The 15,343-nt window shown below is 64.6% G+C and carries 14 protein-coding genes; 10 read left to right on the forward strand and 4 right to left on the reverse strand.

What is annotated here, in order from left to right:
- The first annotated feature begins 347 nt into the window (after window positions 1-347).
- The 6 genes from fadB (at window position 348) to PHLH3_RS08685 (ending at window position 7,703) form a co-directional block, all read left to right on the forward strand.
- Window positions 348-2,495 (forward strand): fatty acid oxidation complex subunit alpha FadB, encoded by a 2,148-nt coding sequence (gene fadB, locus PHLH3_RS08660; RefSeq protein ID WP_213628914.1) that lies wholly within the window; start codon window positions 348-350, stop codon window positions 2,493-2,495.
- Window positions 2,496-2,525: 30 nt separating this feature from the next.
- A complete protein-coding gene (gene fadA, locus PHLH3_RS08665) occupies window positions 2,526-3,701 on the forward strand; it encodes an acetyl-CoA C-acyltransferase FadA (protein WP_173173756.1) in 1,176 nt (391 codons plus the stop codon).
- Window positions 3,702-3,852: 151 nt separating this feature from the next.
- Window positions 3,853-4,089: a DUF1653 domain-containing protein gene (locus PHLH3_RS08670; protein WP_111262743.1), complete on the forward strand. Its 237-nt coding sequence runs from the start codon at window positions 3,853-3,855 to the stop codon at window positions 4,087-4,089.
- Window positions 4,090-4,202: 113 nt separating this feature from the next.
- Window positions 4,203-6,812: a type I DNA topoisomerase gene (topA, locus tag PHLH3_RS08675; RefSeq protein WP_213628915.1), complete on the forward strand. Its 2,610-nt coding sequence runs from the start codon at window positions 4,203-4,205 to the stop codon at window positions 6,810-6,812.
- Between the two features lie 67 nt (window positions 6,813-6,879).
- Window positions 6,880-7,398, forward strand: a complete 519-nt coding sequence (locus PHLH3_RS08680) for a DUF6586 family protein (protein WP_213628916.1) — start codon at window positions 6,880-6,882, stop codon at window positions 7,396-7,398.
- Between the two features lie 71 nt (window positions 7,399-7,469).
- Window positions 7,470-7,703: a hypothetical protein gene (locus PHLH3_RS08685; RefSeq protein ID WP_111262746.1), complete on the forward strand. Its 234-nt coding sequence runs from the start codon at window positions 7,470-7,472 to the stop codon at window positions 7,701-7,703.
- Window positions 7,704-7,792: 89 nt separating this feature from the next.
- Here the strand turns inward: PHLH3_RS08685 and sulA are convergent, their stop codons facing one another.
- Both sulA and lexA read right to left on the reverse strand, forming a co-directional pair.
- Window positions 7,793-8,260: an SOS-induced cell division inhibitor SulA gene (gene sulA / locus PHLH3_RS08690; RefSeq protein ID WP_213628917.1), complete on the reverse strand. Its 468-nt coding sequence runs from the start codon at window positions 8,258-8,260 to the stop codon at window positions 7,793-7,795.
- An 11-nt stretch (window positions 8,261-8,271) separates the two neighbouring features.
- Window positions 8,272-8,880, reverse strand: coding sequence for a transcriptional repressor LexA (gene lexA / locus PHLH3_RS08695; RefSeq protein WP_111262748.1), 609 nt, complete (start codon window positions 8,878-8,880; stop codon window positions 8,272-8,274).
- Window positions 8,881-9,120: 240 nt separating this feature from the next.
- Here lexA and PHLH3_RS08700 point away from each other — a divergent pair, with 240 nt between their 5' ends.
- The 4 genes from PHLH3_RS08700 to PHLH3_RS08715 are packed head-to-tail and all read left to right on the forward strand — an operon-like array spanning window position 9,121 to window position 12,151.
- Window positions 9,121-9,828, forward strand: coding sequence for a TetR/AcrR family transcriptional regulator (locus PHLH3_RS08700; RefSeq protein ID WP_111262749.1), 708 nt, complete (start codon window positions 9,121-9,123; stop codon window positions 9,826-9,828).
- Between the two features lie 43 nt (window positions 9,829-9,871).
- Complete coding sequence (locus PHLH3_RS08705) at window positions 9,872-10,396, forward strand: L,D-transpeptidase (protein WP_213628918.1); 525 nt, start codon at window positions 9,872-9,874, stop codon at window positions 10,394-10,396.
- Between the two features lie 8 nt (window positions 10,397-10,404).
- Window positions 10,405-11,403 carry a beta-N-acetylhexosaminidase gene (gene nagZ / locus PHLH3_RS08710; RefSeq protein WP_213628919.1) on the forward strand — a complete coding sequence of 333 codons (999 nt, stop codon included), beginning with the start codon at window positions 10,405-10,407 and terminating at the stop codon, window positions 11,401-11,403.
- A gap of 10 nt (window positions 11,404-11,413) precedes the next feature.
- Complete coding sequence (locus PHLH3_RS08715) at window positions 11,414-12,151, forward strand: S-methyl-5'-thioinosine phosphorylase (RefSeq protein WP_111262752.1); 738 nt, start codon at window positions 11,414-11,416, stop codon at window positions 12,149-12,151.
- Window positions 12,152-12,158: 7 nt separating this feature from the next.
- On the opposite strand, the gene PHLH3_RS08720 is transcribed toward PHLH3_RS08715, so the two are convergent.
- Together PHLH3_RS08720 and PHLH3_RS08725 are read right to left on the reverse strand one after the other, a co-directional pair.
- Window positions 12,159-14,693 carry a DEAD/DEAH box helicase gene (locus tag PHLH3_RS08720; RefSeq protein WP_213630468.1) on the reverse strand — a complete coding sequence of 845 codons (2,535 nt, stop codon included), beginning with the start codon at window positions 14,691-14,693 and terminating at the stop codon, window positions 12,159-12,161.
- 119 nt (window positions 14,694-14,812) lie between these two features.
- Complete coding sequence (locus PHLH3_RS08725) at window positions 14,813-15,337, reverse strand: CsiV family protein (RefSeq protein WP_213628920.1); 525 nt, start codon at window positions 15,335-15,337, stop codon at window positions 14,813-14,815.
- Window positions 15,338-15,343: the final 6 nt, after the last annotated feature.

Raw genomic sequence — 15,343 nt, forward strand, 5'->3', positions numbered from 1 at the left:
GAGCCTTCCGTCGCCTGCCTGATGGCTTGTCATAACCATCCTGCATGTTGCTTTCCAGAGGGTTGCCGGGCCTGCGCAAAGGCTGGTGGCAGAGCGGGTTGAGCGTGGCTGTACGGTCACGAAGCACAATTGACAACAGCGGACTTTTCCGTGAATGTGTGCGCACCCAAATCAAACGGGCGTATGAATTGAGCGTTTGTCTTACAGAAACGTCCAATAACTACCCGATATCGCGTCGGCGGGTGTGCCGGACCGAATCGGACTAAGCTCGACGGCAATGCCTCGAGCCGGTTCGCCGGTTGGCTCCGATGTGTACTGTTCAGCTTCCATACCGTGGAGATCAGTTGATGATTTACGAAGGTAAAGCCATCACGGTTAAGGCTCTTGAGGGCGGCATCGTCGAACTGAAGTTCGACCTCAAGGGTGAGTCCGTCAACAAGTTCAACCGTCTTACCCTCAATGAGCTGCGTCAGGCGGTTGATGCCATCAAGGCCGATGCGTCGGTCAAGGGCGTTATCGTCAGCAGTGGCAAGGACGTGTTCATCGTCGGTGCGGACATCACCGAATTCGTCGACAACTTCAAGTTGCCCGACGAGGAGCTGGTGGCAGGCAACCTCGAAGCCAACAAGATCTTCAGCGATTTCGAAGACCTGCAGGTTCCGACCGTGGTTGCGATCAATGGCATCGCCCTCGGCGGCGGCCTGGAAATGTGCCTGGCCGGTGACTACCGCGTCATGAGCGAGACCGCCAAGATCGGCCTGCCTGAAGTCAAGCTGGGCATCTACCCGGGCTTCGGCGGCACCGTGCGCCTGCCGCGCGTGATCGGTACCGACAACGCCATCGAGTGGATCGCTTCCGGCAAGGAAAACAAGGCCGCCGACGCCTTGAAAGTGGGCGCCGTCGACGCCGTCGTCGCCCCTGCGAAACTCCAGGAAGCCACTCTGGACCTGGTCAAGCGCGCCATCTCCGGCGAGCTGGACTTCAAGGCCAAGCGCCAGCCCAAGCTGGAGAAGATCAAGCTCAACGCCATCGAGCAGATGATGGCCTTCGAAACCGCCAAGGGTTTCGTGGCTGGCCAGGCCGGTCCGAACTACCCGGCTCCGGTCGAAGCCATCAAGACCATCCAGAAAGCCGCCAACTTCGGTCGTGACAAGGCGCTGGAAGTCGAGGCCGCCGGCTTCGTCAAGCTGGCGAAGACCCCGGTCGCTGCCAGCCTGATCGGCCTGTTCCTGAATGACCAGGAACTGAAGAAGAAAGCCAAGCAGCACGACGAGATCGCTCGCGACGTGAAACTGGCCGCCGTACTCGGCGCCGGCATCATGGGCGGCGGCATCGCCTACCAGTCGGCTTCCAAAGGCACTCCGATCCTGATGAAGGATATCCGCGAAGAGGGTATCCAGATGGGGCTGTCCGAGGCTTCCAAGCTGCTCGGCAAGCGTGTCGAGAAAGGCCGCATGACCCCGGCCAAGATGGCCGAGGCCCTGACCGCCATTCGCCCGACCATGTCCTACGGCGACTTCGGTGCCGTCGACATCGTCGTCGAAGCCGTGGTCGAGAACCCGAAAGTCAAGCAGATCGTGCTGGCCGAAGTGGAAGGCGTGGTTCGCGAGGATGCCATCCTGGCTTCCAACACCTCCACCATCTCCATCAGCCTGCTGGCCAAGGCGCTGAAGCGTCCTGAGAACTTCGTCGGCATGCACTTCTTCAACCCGGTGCACATGATGCCCCTGGTCGAAGTCATCCGTGGCGAGAAGTCCAGCGAAGTGGCCGTGGCCACCACCGTTGCCTACGCCAAGAAAATGGGCAAGAACCCGATCGTGGTCAACGACTGCCCCGGCTTCCTGGTCAACCGCGTACTGTTCCCGTACTTCGGCGGCTTCTCCAAGCTGCTGGGCTTCGGCGTCGACTTCGTGCGCATCGACAAGGTCATGGAGAAGTTCGGCTGGCCCATGGGCCCGGCCTACCTTTCCGACGTAGTCGGCATCGACACCGGCCACCACGGCCGTGACGTGATGGCCGAAGGCTTCCCGGACCGCATGGCCGTGGAAGGCAAGACCGCCGTCGACGTGATGTACGAGGCCAACCGCCTGGGCCAGAAGAATGGCAAGGGCTTCTACGCCTATGAAACCGACAAGCGCGGCAAGCCGAAGAAGGTCTCCGATCCGGAAGCCTACGAGCTGTTGAAGTCCATCGTCGTTGAGCAGCGTGAGCTGACCGACGAAGACATCATCAACTTCATGATGATCCCGCTGTGCCTGGAAACCGTTCGTTGCCTGGAAGACGGCATCGTCGACACCGCAGCCGAGGCCGACATGGGCCTGATCTACGGTATCGGCTTCCCGCCCTTCCGTGGTGGTGCACTGCGTTACATCGACTCCATCGGTGTAGCCGAATTCGTTGCCCTGGCCGACAAGTACGCCGAACTGGGCGCGCTGTACCACCCGACCGCCAAGCTTCGTGAAATGGCCGCCAAGGGCCAGAAGTTTTTCGGTTAATCGCGGAACGAACAGAGCGAGAGTAGAAATATGAGCCTGAATCCTAGAGATGCAGTCATTGTCGACTTCGGCCGTACCCCGATGGGTCGTTCCAAAGGCGGCATGCACCGCAATACCCGTGCCGAGACCATGTCGGCACAACTGATCAGCGGCGTACTGGCCCGCAACACCAAGCTGGACCCGGCTGAAGTCGAAGACGTGATCTGGGGCTGCGTGAACCAGACCCTGGAACAAGGCTGGAACATCGCACGCATGGCGTCGCTGATGACCCAGATCCCGCACACCAGCGCCGGCCAGACCGTCAGTCGCCTGTGCGGCTCCTCCATGAGCGCCCTGCACACCGCCGTGCAGGCCATCCAGACCGGCAACGGCGACGTGTTCGTCGTCGGTGGTGTGGAGCACATGGGCCACGTCGGCATGATGCATGGCGTCGATCCGAACCCGCACCTGTCCCTGTACGCCGCCAAGGCCTCGGGCATGATGGGCCTGACCGCCGAGATGCTGGGCAAGATGCACGGTATCAGCCGCGAGCAGCAGGACGCCTTCGGTGAGCGTTCCCACCGCCTGGCACACAAGGCTACCGTCGAAGGCAAGTTCAAGGATGAAATCATCCCGATGCAAGGCTACGACGAGAATGGCTTCCTGAAGGTGTTCGACTTCGACGAGACCATCCGTCCGGAGACCACCATCGAAAGCCTGGCCGCCCTGAAGCCTGCGTTCAACCCGAAAGGCGGCACCGTGACTGCAGGTACGTCCTCGCAGATCACCGACGGCGCCTCCTGCATGATCGTGATGAGCGCCCAGCGCGCCCAGGATCTCGGCATCCAGCCGATGGCCGTGGTGCGTGCCATGGCGGTCGCGGGTGTCGACCCGGCGATCATGGGCTACGGCCCGGTGCCGTCCACCCAGAAGGCGCTCAAGCGCGCCGGCCTGAGCATGGACGACATCGACTTCGTCGAACTCAACGAAGCCTTCGCCGCTCAGGCCCTGCCCGTGCTGAAGGACCTGAAACTCCTCGACAAGATGGAGCAGAAGGTCAACCTGCACGGCGGCGCCATCGCTCTGGGTCACCCCTTCGGCTGCTCCGGTGCGCGTATCTCCGGCACCCTGCTGAACGTGATGAAGCAGAACGGCGGTACCCTGGGCGTGTCCACCATGTGCGTGGGTCTCGGCCAGGGCATCACCACCGTCTTCGAACGCGTCTAAGCGTCCGCTGATGGAAAAGACCGGGGCCTGGGTGCCCCGGTTTTTTGCTTTCATGGGGCTTATTTCGTCAACGGGGCTGGCCAGCGGGCGCGCGAGTGGGCACCATGCGCACCCTTCGCGAACCGGACCATAGATGGACACGAGGGGGAACATGAGCCTGCAACCTGGACTCTATCGTCACTACAAAGGGCAGCAGTACCGCGTGATCGGTACGGCGCGCCATTCCGAGACCGAAGAAGAGCTGGTGGTCTATCAGGCTCTCTACGGCGAGCACGGCCTCTGGGTCCGCCCGCTGAGCATGTTCACCGAGACGGTCGAGGTGGATGGCGAGCAGATCGCCCGCTTCGCTTTGGTGACTGCCGAGTCAGATCTCTTTCCGCGTCGCTGAGGTATCCCGGGGCGGCGGGCAAGCTTGACCTCGTCTCGTTCGCCACTATATATAGCGGTGCCGCGTCAGGCGGTCCCGCCTTTCATTTATCGAATTCAGGAAATTTCCGATCCATGGGCAAATCGCTGGTCATCGTGGAATCCCCGGCCAAGGCCAAGACCATCAACAAGTACCTGGGCAACCAGTACGTGGTGAAGTCGAGCATCGGCCATATCCGTGACCTGCCTACCAGCGGTTCGGCCAGTGCCAGCAAGGAACCGGTGAAGCGCGGCAAGGCGGCCGCGTCCGAGGCTCCGGCGCTATCGCCCAAGGAAAAGGCCAAGCGCCAATTGTTCACCCGCATGGGCGTCGACCCCGAGCACGGCTGGAAGGCGAAGTACGAGATCCTTCCCGGCAAGGAGAAGGTGATCGAGGAACTGCGCCGACTGGCCAAGGATGCCGACACCATCTATCTCGCAACCGACTTGGACCGCGAAGGGGAGGCCATCGCCTGGCACCTGCGGGAATCCATCGGCGGTGATGACAGCCGCTACAAGCGTGTGGTGTTCAACGAAATCACCAAGAAGGCCATCCAGGAGGCCTTCTCCCAGCCCGGCGAGCTGGATATCAACCGCGTCAACGCCCAGCAGGCGCGCCGCTTCCTCGACCGCGTGGTGGGCTACATGGTCTCGCCGCTGCTGTGGCAGAAGATCGCCCGCGGCCTGTCCGCCGGTCGCGTGCAGTCGGTGGCGGTGAAGCTGGTGGTCGAGCGTGAGCGTGAGATCCGTGCCTTCGTGCCCGAGGAGTACTGGGAAGTCCACGCCGACCTGGGCACTGCCAAGGGGGCCAACGTACGCTTCGAGGTGGCCAAGGAGAACGGTGCGGCCTTCAAGCCGCTGAACGAAGCCCAGGCCATGGCCGCGCTGGAGCAGCTCAAGTCCTCCAGCTACAGCGTGCAGAAGCGCGAAGACAAGCCGACCTCCAGCCGTCCGTCAGCGCCTTTCATCACCTCCACACTGCAACAGGCGGCGAGCAACCGCCTGGGCTTCGGGGTGAAGAAGACCATGATGATGGCCCAGCGTCTCTACGAGGCGGGCTACATCACCTATATGCGTACCGACTCGACCAACCTCTCTGCCGACGCCATCACCATGGTGCGTGGCTTCATCGAGGGCGAGTTCGGTGAGAAGTATTTGCCCGCCAATCCGAACTTCTATTCGAGCAAGGAAGGCGCCCAGGAGGCCCACGAGGCCATCCGCCCCTCGGACGTCAATCTCAAGCCGACCCAGCTGTCGGGCATGGAGCGCGACGCCGAGCGCCTGTACGACTTGATCTGGCGCCAGTTCGTGGCCTGCCAGATGCCGCCGGCCGAGTACCTGTCCACCAGCGTCAGCGTGGCGGCGGGCAACTTCGAGCTGCGTGCCAAGGGCCGCATCCTCAAGTTCGACGGCTACACCCGCGTGTTGCCGCAACAGAGCAAGCCGGGTGAAGACGATGTGCTGCCCGACATGAAGGAAGGCGAGGCGCTCAAGCTGATCAAGCTCGATCCCAGCCAGCACTTCACCAAGCCGCCGGCACGTTTCTCCGAGGCCAGCCTGGTCAAGGAGCTGGAAAAGCGGGGCATTGGCCGCCCATCCACCTATGCCGCGATCATTTCCACCATTCAGGAGCGGGGCTATGTGACGGTGCATAACCGTCGCTTCTACTCCGAGAAGATGGGTGACATCGTCACCGAGCGTCTGAATGAGAGCTTCTCGAACCTGATGGACTATGGCTTCACCGCCGGCATGGAAGAGAACCTGGACGACGTGGCCCAGGGGGAGCGCGACTGGAAGAACCTGCTTGACGAGTTCTACGGCGACTTCAAGAAGAAGCTGGAAGTGGCCGAAGTCGCTGACAGCGGCATGCGCGCCAACCAGCCGACCCCGACCGACATCGCCTGCCGTGAGTGCGGCCGGCCGATGATGATCCGTACCGCTTCCACCGGCGTGTTCCTGGGTTGCTCGGGCTACAGCCTTCCGCCGAAGGAGCGTTGCAAGGCCACCATCAACCTGGTTCCGGGTGACGAGATCGCCGCGGACGACGAAGGTGAGTCCGAGTCCCGCGTGCTGCGTGGCAAGCATCGCTGCCCGATCTGCAGCACCGCTATGGATGCCTACCTGCTGGACGAGACTCGCAAGCTGCATATCTGCGGTAACAACCCGGATTGCGCGGGCTACGAGATCGAGCAGGGCCAGTACCGCATCAAGGGCTATGAAGGCCCGAGCCTCGAGTGCGACAAGTGCGGCAGCGAGATGCAGCTGAAGACCGGCCGTTTCGGCAAGTTCTTCGGATGCACCAACCCCAGCTGCAAGAACACCCGCAAGCTGCTCAAGAATGGCGAGGCTGCGCCGCCGAAGATCGACCCGATCAAGATGCCCGAGCTCAAGTGCGAGAAGGTGGATGACACCTACGTGCTGCGCGATGGTGCCTCGGGTCTGTTCCTGGCCGCCAGCCAGTTCCCGAAGAACCGCGAGACTCGAGCGCCCCTGGTGCTGGAACTGATTCCGCACAAGGACGAGCTCGATCCCAAGTACCACTTCCTGCTCAGTGCGCCGGCCAAGGATCCTGACGGTCGTCCGGCGGTCATTCGTTTCAGTCGCAAGACCAAGGAGCAGTACGTGCAGTCCGAAGTGGACGGCAAGCCGACCGGCTGGCGTGCCTTCTTCGACGGCGGCAAGTGGAAGGTCGAAGACAAGCGTTGATTGGCGGTTGCGCGCCTGCCCGGATGGGCGCGCATACTACCTATCTGATCCAGCAGGAGTGGCCGTCATGGCGCATGAGCTCTATACCCGCACGAACCAGAAACTCTACTTCGCCGGCCTGGCGCTGGAGTCCTTGCGCAAGGCTGAGGAAGGGCGGGCGATGAATGCCCAGGCACTGGTTCAGGCAGAGCGCGAAGCGGCCTTGTTCCATCTGCATGGTGCGTTGCTCGGTCTCTGCCACGAGATCGCCGGGTTCTACCGGTTGCCTCAGGCTGCCGCGCCGCGCCCGGAATTGCTGTTGACCGCTGACGTGCTCGCCGCCGCGCCGAGCCCCGAGTTGTCCGAACTGGTCGAACTGGCCCAACAGCCTGAAACCTGGCTGGCCGAACTGCTGGCCGCGCACGCTGCACTGTTCCTGCCGCCCCAGGCGCCAAAGAAGGCGAAGGTCGACCCGGCAATGCCGCTGATCCAGGCTGTAAGTGTGGATGACGAGCCGACGCCTCTGTCCGGAGTGACCCTGGAAGAGTGGCGGCAGAACTTGAAGGCACTGGCGTTGCGCTTCCGTGAGGGGCTGTCGGAGTGCTGAGTAGATCGATGGGCTAGGGCGGCCCGTCAGCCGGCTGGTACAATGCCCGCCTTTAGTGGAGAGATGACCCCATGCCAACGTCCTTTCTGGAAATAGTCGAGCTGCCCGACGGCCGCATCATCCTGCGCCGCGCGGAAGACGAGGAGGCGTTGGTTACGCTGGACTTCTCTTCCGACGCCAAGGCGTTCCTGCAAGGGCATCACCTGGAAGTCGCCAAGGCCATGCTCAACGTGGGCGTACAGATGGCCGGTCGTCTGGCTGAAGGTGAAGTGGACCACGACGAAGGTCCGCGCGTCCTGCATTGATGGACGCTTGGTCGGCTCCTTCGGAACCGATTATTCCCCTCGACTGTTACCAATCCATTGCGGCCTTGTTCCGGTCGTGGGCTCGATTCCTATCCCAGCCGGATGTTTAGGCTTTGTGCACCACCCTGGCGTGCTGCCTGGGCGAGCGCTTGTTTCTCCGTCCGGTTCAAGCGCAGCCAGCTGACTACGGTGTGGCTACGGCCTAGTCGAAGGGCTTCGCATGTCAATTCCAGCGCACTGCGCTCTCCCCGGGGCTCGAGGAGCAGGATGCGCTCGCGATTCAGCCCGGCATCCCGCAACCAGCCCTGGGTAAGGCTGGCGGGCGCGCCGATCAATGTCAGCCAGCGGGCATCCTGCTCCTGGCTGAGTTCGCGAAGGATGGGGGCTAGCAGGTGGCGGCAATGCCCGGCAGCGCCGCTCAGCGACAGCTCGCTGAAGGCTTCGGGTTCCTCTTCCCATTGCTCGTCGAGATCCAGCACAAGTGGCACCGGGCTGGCGACTATGGCGTCATGGAAAAGCGGTAGTTGGGTTCGGCCAAACGATTGCGGGAACTGCATGACGCCTCCTGTTAGCGGCGGATGACGCCGACGCTCAAGCCTTCGATGACCAGATCCCGCTCCTGAAGGTCCACCTCGATCGGTGCGAAATCCGGGTTTTCGGCGATCAGCCAGACCTTGTTGCCCTCGCGTTTGAAACGCTTGACGGTGACCTCGTCATCCAGGCGGGCTACGACGATCTGGCCGTTGCGGGCCTCGCGGGTGGTATGGACGGCGAGCAGGTCCCCATCGTGGATGCCGACATCCTTCATGCTCATGCCGCTCACGCGCAGCAGGTAGTCGGCGCGGGGATGGAAGAACTCCGGGTTGATCCGGCAGGATTCTTCGATGTTCTGCTGGGCGAGTATGGGAGCGCCGGCAGCAACGCGACCGATGATCGGCAGGCCGTCTTCCTCGGTGCTGGGCTCGAAGCCGGGGATGCGGATGCCGCGGGAGGCGCCGGGGGTCATCTCGATCGCACCCTTTCGGGCCAGCGCCTTGAGGTGCTCTTCGGCAGCATTGGGCGACTTGAAGCCCAATTCCTGGGCGATTTCCGCACGGGTGGGCGGATAGCCATTGTCTTCGATGCAGCGCTTGATGAACGCGAGGATCTCGGCTTGGCGGGGCGTGAGTTTCAGCATGTCGGCGCTCTGTCTTTTTATACAGTGACTGGAATTATATACAGTGATCATCGCTTGGCAACAAGTCTTCTCTGCATCCTTTCGCCGTGTGGCTTGTGGCTCTAGTGACTTGCCTGTCGTCTTGCGTGAATATGGCGCCTGCAAGCCGTGACCGGGGCGTCAGAAGATGGTGTGCGCGACTTGACAAGGCGGCGGCTTGAAACGTATGTTTCAAACAAGTGTTTGTCAGGCGGAGGAGCCATGGCCCAGTCGGAAACCGTCGAACGCATTCTTGATGCTGCGGAACAGCTGTTCGCGGAGAAGGGCTTCGCCGAGACTTCGTTGCGTTTGATCACCAGCAAGGCGGGTGTGAACCTGGCTGCTGTGAATTATCACTTCGGCTCGAAGAAGGCGCTGATCCAGGCGGTGTTCTCGCGCTTCCTCGGGCCCTTCTGCCAGAGTCTGGAGCGTGAGCTCGATCGCCGGCAGGCGAAGAGCGAGGCGCGCGCGACGCTCGAAGAGCTGCTGGAGATGCTGGTGGAGCAGGCGCTGGCGGTGAAGCCACGCAGCGGCAATGACCTGTCCATCTTCATGCGCTTGCTGGGGCTGGCGTTCAGCCAGAGCCAGGGCCACCTGCGCAAGTACCTGGAAGAGGTGTACGGCAAGGTCTTCCGTCGTTACATGCTGCTGGTCAACGAGTCGGCGCCCAAGGTGCCGCCACTCGAGCTGTTCTGGCGCGTGCATTTCATGCTCGGTGCCGCCGCGTTCAGCATGTCCGGCATCAAGGCGCTGCGCGCGATGGCCGAGACCGATTTCGGCGTGAACACGTCCATCGAACAGGTGATGCGCTTGATGGTGCCCTTCCTGGCAGCCGGAATGCGTGCCGAGACCGGGCTGTCCGACGAGACCCTTTCAAAAGCGGTCCTGAAACCGCGCAGCAAGTCCCCGAGCACGCCTGCCAAGGCCTGATCCCGGTGGGCGAGGGCAGGGGGATCGGCTAAGCTAGCGCCCCATGCCCGACCTCGATCTCCTCCATATTTCCATCGCCGACCAGCGCCTCTACGGCTTCGCCGGAGAGCGCCTGGTGCTGCGTCTTCCCGTTTCCACCGCGCTCAACGGCGCCGGTGAGCAGAGTGGCTCCAATCGCACGCCTCGCGGCCTTCACCAGGTGCGAGCGAAGATCGGCGAGGGGCTGCCGCAAGGCGCCGTGCTGCGCGGCCGTCGCTGGACCGGCGAGACCTGGACGCCCGAGTTGCACGCGCAGTTCCCGGGTCGCGACTGGATCCTCAGCCGCATCCTCTGGCTCAGTGGTTGCGAGCCCGGGCGCAACCGCCTGGGCAAGGTCGACACCATGCGTCGCTACATCTACCTGCACGGCACGCCGGACACCGAGCCCATGGGCGTACCGCTGTCCCATGGCTGCGTGCGCCTGCGCAATGCCGACCTGCTTGAACTCTTCCCCCGCGTTCCCGTCCATTGTGCGGTGCGGATCGATGAAGCGCCCCGGCCTGACTGGGCTGCGGCAGAACTCTCCTAAGGAATCCCATGCAAGGCTCTCTGATGCTGGACATCGGCGGCACCTGGCTGACCGCTGAGGATCGCCAGATCCTGCGGCAACCGGAAGTGGCCGGCCTGATCATCTTCGCGCGCAATATCGAGGACCCGCGCCAGGTGCGCGAACTCTGCGCCTCCATCCGCGCCCTGCGCCCGGACCTCATTCTCGCCGTCGACCAGGAAGGCGGGCGCGTGCAGCGTCTGCGCCAGGGGTTCGTGCGCCTGCCGGCCATGCGCGCGCTGGCCGACAACATCAATGCCGAGGCGCTGGCCCGGCAGTGCGGCTGGCTCATGGCGACCGAAGTCCTGGCCGTCGGGCTGGACATCAGCTTCGCCCCGGTGCTCGACCTTGATCACCAGCGCAGCGCCGTGGTCGGCAGCCGTGCCTTCGAGGGCGATCCGCAGCGCGCCACCGACCTGGCCGGTGCCTTCATCGAGGGCCTGCGTGCCGCCGGCATGGCGGCCACCGGCAAGCACTTCCCCGGCCACGGCTGGGCGGAAGCCGACTCCCACGTCGCCATTCCCACGGATGAGCGCAGCCTGGAGCAGATCCGCGCCGCGGACCTGGTGCCCTTCACCCGCCTGGCGCCCGAGCTGGACGGCATGATGCCGGCCCACGTCATCTATCCCAAGGTCGACTCGCAGCCCGCCGGTTTCTCGCGCCGTTGGCTGCAGGACATCCTGCGTGGCGAGCTGAAGTACACCGGGGTGATCTTCAGCGACGACCTGTCCATGGCCGGCGCCCACGTGGTGGGTGACGCCGCCGAGCGCATCGAGGCCGCGCTGAGCGCAGGCTGCGACATGGGCCTGGTGTGCAACGACCGTGCTGCCGCCGAGCTGGCCCTGTCGCGCCTGCAACGTCTCGGGGTGACGCCGCCTGCGCAGCTCGCGCGCATGCGCCGCCGCGCTTTCCCGGGCACCGAATACCGTCAAGACCCGCGTTGGCAAACGGCGATCGCCGCCCTGCGCGAAGCCCAGCTGATCGACTGAAGGAAGCGAAATGACCGTTTACGCGATTATCGGTGGCACCGGCCTCACCCAGCTCGAAGGCCTGACCATGAAGGCGCTGCTCAACCCCGAGACGCCCTACGGCGCGCCCTCGGCGGGCATCGTCCAGGGCGATTACGCCGGGCGCGACCTGCTGTTCCTCGCCCGCCATGGCCACCCGCACCGCATTCCTCCGCACCAGGTCAACTACCGTGCCAATCTCTGGGCGCTCAAGCAGGCTGGCGCCCAGGCGGTGGTCGCGGTCAATGCGGTGGGCGGTATCAACGCCGCCATGGGCACCGGGCACCTCGTTGTGCCGCACCAGCTGATCGACTACACCCACGGGCGTACCGACACCTTCTTCGAAGGCGAGCTGGACCATGTGACCCACATCGATTTCAGTCATCCCTACGACGAGGCGCTGCGGCAGAAGCTGCTCACCGCACTCGCCGCCACCGGGCACGCGCACAGCGACCACGGCGTGTATGGCTGCACCCAGGGCCCGCGCCTGGAGACGGTCGCCGAGATCGCCCGCATGGAGCGCGATGGCTGTGATCTGGTGGGGATGACCGGCATGCCAGAGGCCGTGCTCGCCCGTGAGCTGGACCTTCCCTACGCCTGCATCTCGCTGGTGGTCAATCCCGCTGCCGGCAAGTCCAGCGGCATCATCACCATGGCCGAGATCGAGGCCGCCCTGGCCGACGGCATCGGCAAGGTGCGCGAAGTCCTCGTCCGCCTGTTCAAGGCCTGACCGGCCTTCAGGCCGTCGGCAGGGGCGCGAAGAGAGCGTCGAGGTCCTCTTCGCGCAATTGCCAGTCCGCCCCCTCGCTCTGCCCGAGAATGCCCTCGGCGAGCAGCGCCTTGCGCTGTTGCAGTTGCTGGATCTTCTCTTCCACTGTGCCCCGGGCGATCAGCTTGTAGACGAACACCGGCTTGTCCTGGCCGATGCGGTAGGCACGGTCCGTTGCCTGGCGCTCGGCGGCCGGGTTCCACCAGGGGTCATAGTGGATCACCGTGTCGGCGGCGGTGAGATTCAGGCCCGTGCCACCCGCCTTCAGGCTGATCAGGAACAGCGGCACTTCTCCGGCCTGGAAGCGCTTCACGGGGGTGCGTCGATCGCGGGTGTCGCCCGTGAGGATCAGGTACTCGATGCCGCGCTGCTGCAGTTCGGCCTCGATCAGCTCCAGCATGCTGGTGAACTGCGAGAAGAGCAGCACCTTGCGCCCCTCGGCGAACAGCTCCACCAGCATCTCCATCAGGCTGTCCAGCTTGCCCGAGGTGCTGCCGCGCAGCGGCCGGTTGCGCTCGTGTTCCACCAGGCGCAGGTCGCAGCAGGTCTGGCGCAGCTTCAGCAGCGCCTCGAGGATCACCATCTGGCTGCGCGCCATGCCCTTGTCCTGGATCTCCGCGCGGACCTTGCGGTCCATCGCCAGGCGCACCGTCTCGTAGAGATCACGCTGCCCCTCGCTGAGCTCCACGCGCTGGACGATCTCGGTCTTGGCTGGCAGCTCGGTGGCCACCGATTCCTTGGTCCGGCGCAGCAGGAAGGGACGGATGCGACCGTTGAGATGGGCCAGGCGCTCGTTGTCGCCGCGCTTCTCGATCGGGGTGCGGTAGTCGCGGGCGAACTGCTTGGCGTCACCCAGCCAGCCGGGCATGAGGAAATGGAACAGCGACCAGAGCTCGCCCAGGTGATTCTCCAGCGGCGTGCCGGACAGGCACAGGCGCTGCCGCGCCTCCAGCTGGCGCACGGCCTGGGCGGCCTTGCTGGTGGGCGTCTTGATGTTCTGCGCCTCGTCCAGCACCAGCAGGTGCAGGGGCTGCGCCTTCCAGGTCGCGAGGTCGCGTGGCAGCAGGGCGTAGGTGGTGAGCAGCAGGTCGAACTCGCCCAGGCGTGCGAAGTCCTTCTTGCGGTTCGGGCCATGCAGCGCCAGCACCCGCAGGTCGGGAGCGAAGCGCGCGGCCTCGTCCTGCCAGTTGGGGATCAGGCTGGTGGGCATCACCACCAGCGCCGGACGGTCGAGACGGCCGGCGTTCTTTTCGGTGAGCAGGTGGGCCAGGGTCTGCAGGGTCTTGCCCAGGCCCATGTCGTCACCCAGCACGCCGCCCGCGCCCAATTCGCGCAGGCTCTGCAGCCAGGCGAGGCCTTGTAGCTGATAGGTGCGCAGGTCCGCCTGCAGGCCGGCAGGGGCCTCGTGGCGGGTCTGGCGGCTGTCACGCAGGCGCTCGGCGAAGCTGCGCAGGCGTTCGCCGCCCTGCCACTCCAGTTGCAGTTCGTCCAGTTGTCCCAGGCGTGCGGCATCGGGCAGGGCGAGGCGCAGGCTGCGGCCTTCCGGGCGATCTCGCAGGTAAAGCTCGCCCAGGGTGGCCAGCAAGGGTTTCAGGCGACCGAAGGGCAGGGCGACCTGCAGGGGGCGGCCGGTGTCGGCGCCCAGGGTGTCCAGTTGCAGGCGCAATTGCTCGTCGTCGCGCCGCTTCTCCAGGTTCTTCGGGCTGAGCAGCTTGGGGTTCTGCTGGATCAGACGCAGGAGGACGGGCAGCAGGCTGATGCGCTGGCCTTCGACCACGATGCCCAGTTCCAGGTCGAACCAATGCTGGCCCGGGACTTCGTCGACCTCGGCGTACCAGCGCTCGACGCTGGACAGGTCGAAGTGGAAGCCGGGGCGGATGTCCACCTCCCAGCCCTCGGCGCGTAGCTCCGGCAGGCCCTTGTTCATGAAGCGCTGCCAGGCGCTGTCACCGGGCAGCTCGAAGAGTTCATAGAGGTCACTGGGCAGGGCCAGGCTCTGGCGCAGCGATTCCTTGAAACCGAGCTGGCGCAGGCGCTCACGCAGGGCCTCCTCGGTGGCGGGCTGGCGCTGGACTTCCAGCAATTCGCCCTGGCGCTTGCTCACCGCGTTGTGGCGGGCATTCTTGCCGTGGGCGCTGATGCCGGCGTAGTCGAATGCCAGGCCGGCACGGTGTTGCTGGCTGCCGACCATGCGTCCGCTGCGCAGGTCGTAGAGGCTCTGCGCCAGGCTGCCGAGGGCCAGCAGCGGGCGTGGCTGGATGTCCTTGAGCACGCGCCTGGCCGTGGGCGTCTCTGCAGCCGACAGCGGCCGTTCCGGACGCTGGCTGGGGGCGCCTTCCTCCAGCACTTGCAGGATGGCTGCCACGCAGTGCTTGCAGTTGATGCCCACCGGGCAGCTGCAGCGGCCGATGATGCCGAGGCCGTGGGGCGCCAGGCGGATGTTCTGATGGTAGAAGTTGTCACCCGAACCGGCGCAGCTGGACTGCAGCAGGGTCTCGTCCATGGCCCGCAGGCGCGCCAGGCGCTGGCGGGCATAGCCCGTGCCGCGCTGCAGCGCGCCGCTGTCGAAGTCCTGCCGCCAGTCGTGCTGGCGCAGGTGTTCGAGCAGGGTGAGCACGTCGGTCAGAGCGGGCTGACGCGGATCAGGACGCCGAGGCTGGAGTGATCGAGGTAGGTCAGCTCGCCGGTCTTCAGGCGGGTGCCCTGCTTGATGCGCTCGCTGCCGCTGAGCAGGCCGCTGCCGTCGAACTGGTTGACCCAGAAGTCGACGGCGACATCGGTGTAGCGCACCTGGGACAGGGTCACGGTGCCTTCCACCGGGAAGTGGCCAAGCTGCTGGTCACCGGCGCTGACGGCCACGCGGCTGGGGTTGGCGCCGACGCTCTGCGTCCAGGCCTTGTGCAGCAGCACCTGGTAGCCATTGCCGGGGTTGAGCTTGGCGGCCTCGCCGTTCAGCGCGGTGGCGCGTTCACCGACGCTGACCAGGCTCTGCGCGCCGTTGGCCCAATCGTCCGGTGCCGGCTGGCTGGCGGGCGTGGCGTCGCCCGACTGGCGGAAGAGAATCAGCTCGACCTGGTAGAGCCCATCGGCGAAAGCGCTGGGGGCCAGCAGGGCAAGCATCAGGGCGAGGTAACGGAGCGCACGCATGGATCG

The organism is Pseudomonas sp. Pc102 (assembly GCF_018408275.1).
GTDB lineage: Bacteria > Pseudomonadota > Gammaproteobacteria > Pseudomonadales > Pseudomonadaceae > Metapseudomonas > Metapseudomonas tohonis.

Excerpts from the sequence above, each read along its gene's own strand:
- fadB (WP_213628914.1), top strand. The coding sequence starts at position 348 with ATGATTTACGAAGGTAAAGCCATCACGGTTAAGGCTCTTGAGGGCGGC.
- fadA (WP_173173756.1), top strand. The coding sequence starts at position 2,526 with ATGAGCCTGAATCCTAGAGATGCAGTCATTGTCGACTTCGGCCGTACC.
- PHLH3_RS08670 (WP_111262743.1), top strand. The coding sequence starts at position 3,853 with ATGAGCCTGCAACCTGGACTCTATCGTCACTACAAAGGGCAGCAGTAC.
- topA (WP_213628915.1), top strand. The coding sequence starts at position 4,203 with ATGGGCAAATCGCTGGTCATCGTGGAATCCCCGGCCAAGGCCAAGACC.
- PHLH3_RS08680 (WP_213628916.1), top strand. The coding sequence starts at position 6,880 with ATGGCGCATGAGCTCTATACCCGCACGAACCAGAAACTCTACTTCGCC.
- PHLH3_RS08685 (WP_111262746.1), top strand. The coding sequence starts at position 7,470 with ATGCCAACGTCCTTTCTGGAAATAGTCGAGCTGCCCGACGGCCGCATC.
- sulA (WP_213628917.1), bottom strand. The coding sequence starts at position 8,260 with ATGCAGTTCCCGCAATCGTTTGGCCGAACCCAACTACCGCTTTTCCAT.
- lexA (WP_111262748.1), bottom strand. The coding sequence starts at position 8,880 with ATGCTGAAACTCACGCCCCGCCAAGCCGAGATCCTCGCGTTCATCAAG.
- PHLH3_RS08700 (WP_111262749.1), top strand. The coding sequence starts at position 9,121 with ATGGCCCAGTCGGAAACCGTCGAACGCATTCTTGATGCTGCGGAACAG.
- PHLH3_RS08705 (WP_213628918.1), top strand. The coding sequence starts at position 9,872 with ATGCCCGACCTCGATCTCCTCCATATTTCCATCGCCGACCAGCGCCTC.
- nagZ (WP_213628919.1), top strand. The coding sequence starts at position 10,405 with ATGCAAGGCTCTCTGATGCTGGACATCGGCGGCACCTGGCTGACCGCT.
- PHLH3_RS08715 (WP_111262752.1), top strand. The coding sequence starts at position 11,414 with ATGACCGTTTACGCGATTATCGGTGGCACCGGCCTCACCCAGCTCGAA.
- PHLH3_RS08720 (WP_213630468.1), bottom strand. The coding sequence starts at position 14,693 with ATGGACGAGACCCTGCTGCAGTCCAGCTGCGCCGGTTCGGGTGACAAC.
- PHLH3_RS08725 (WP_213628920.1), bottom strand. The coding sequence starts at position 15,337 with ATGCGTGCGCTCCGTTACCTCGCCCTGATGCTTGCCCTGCTGGCCCCC.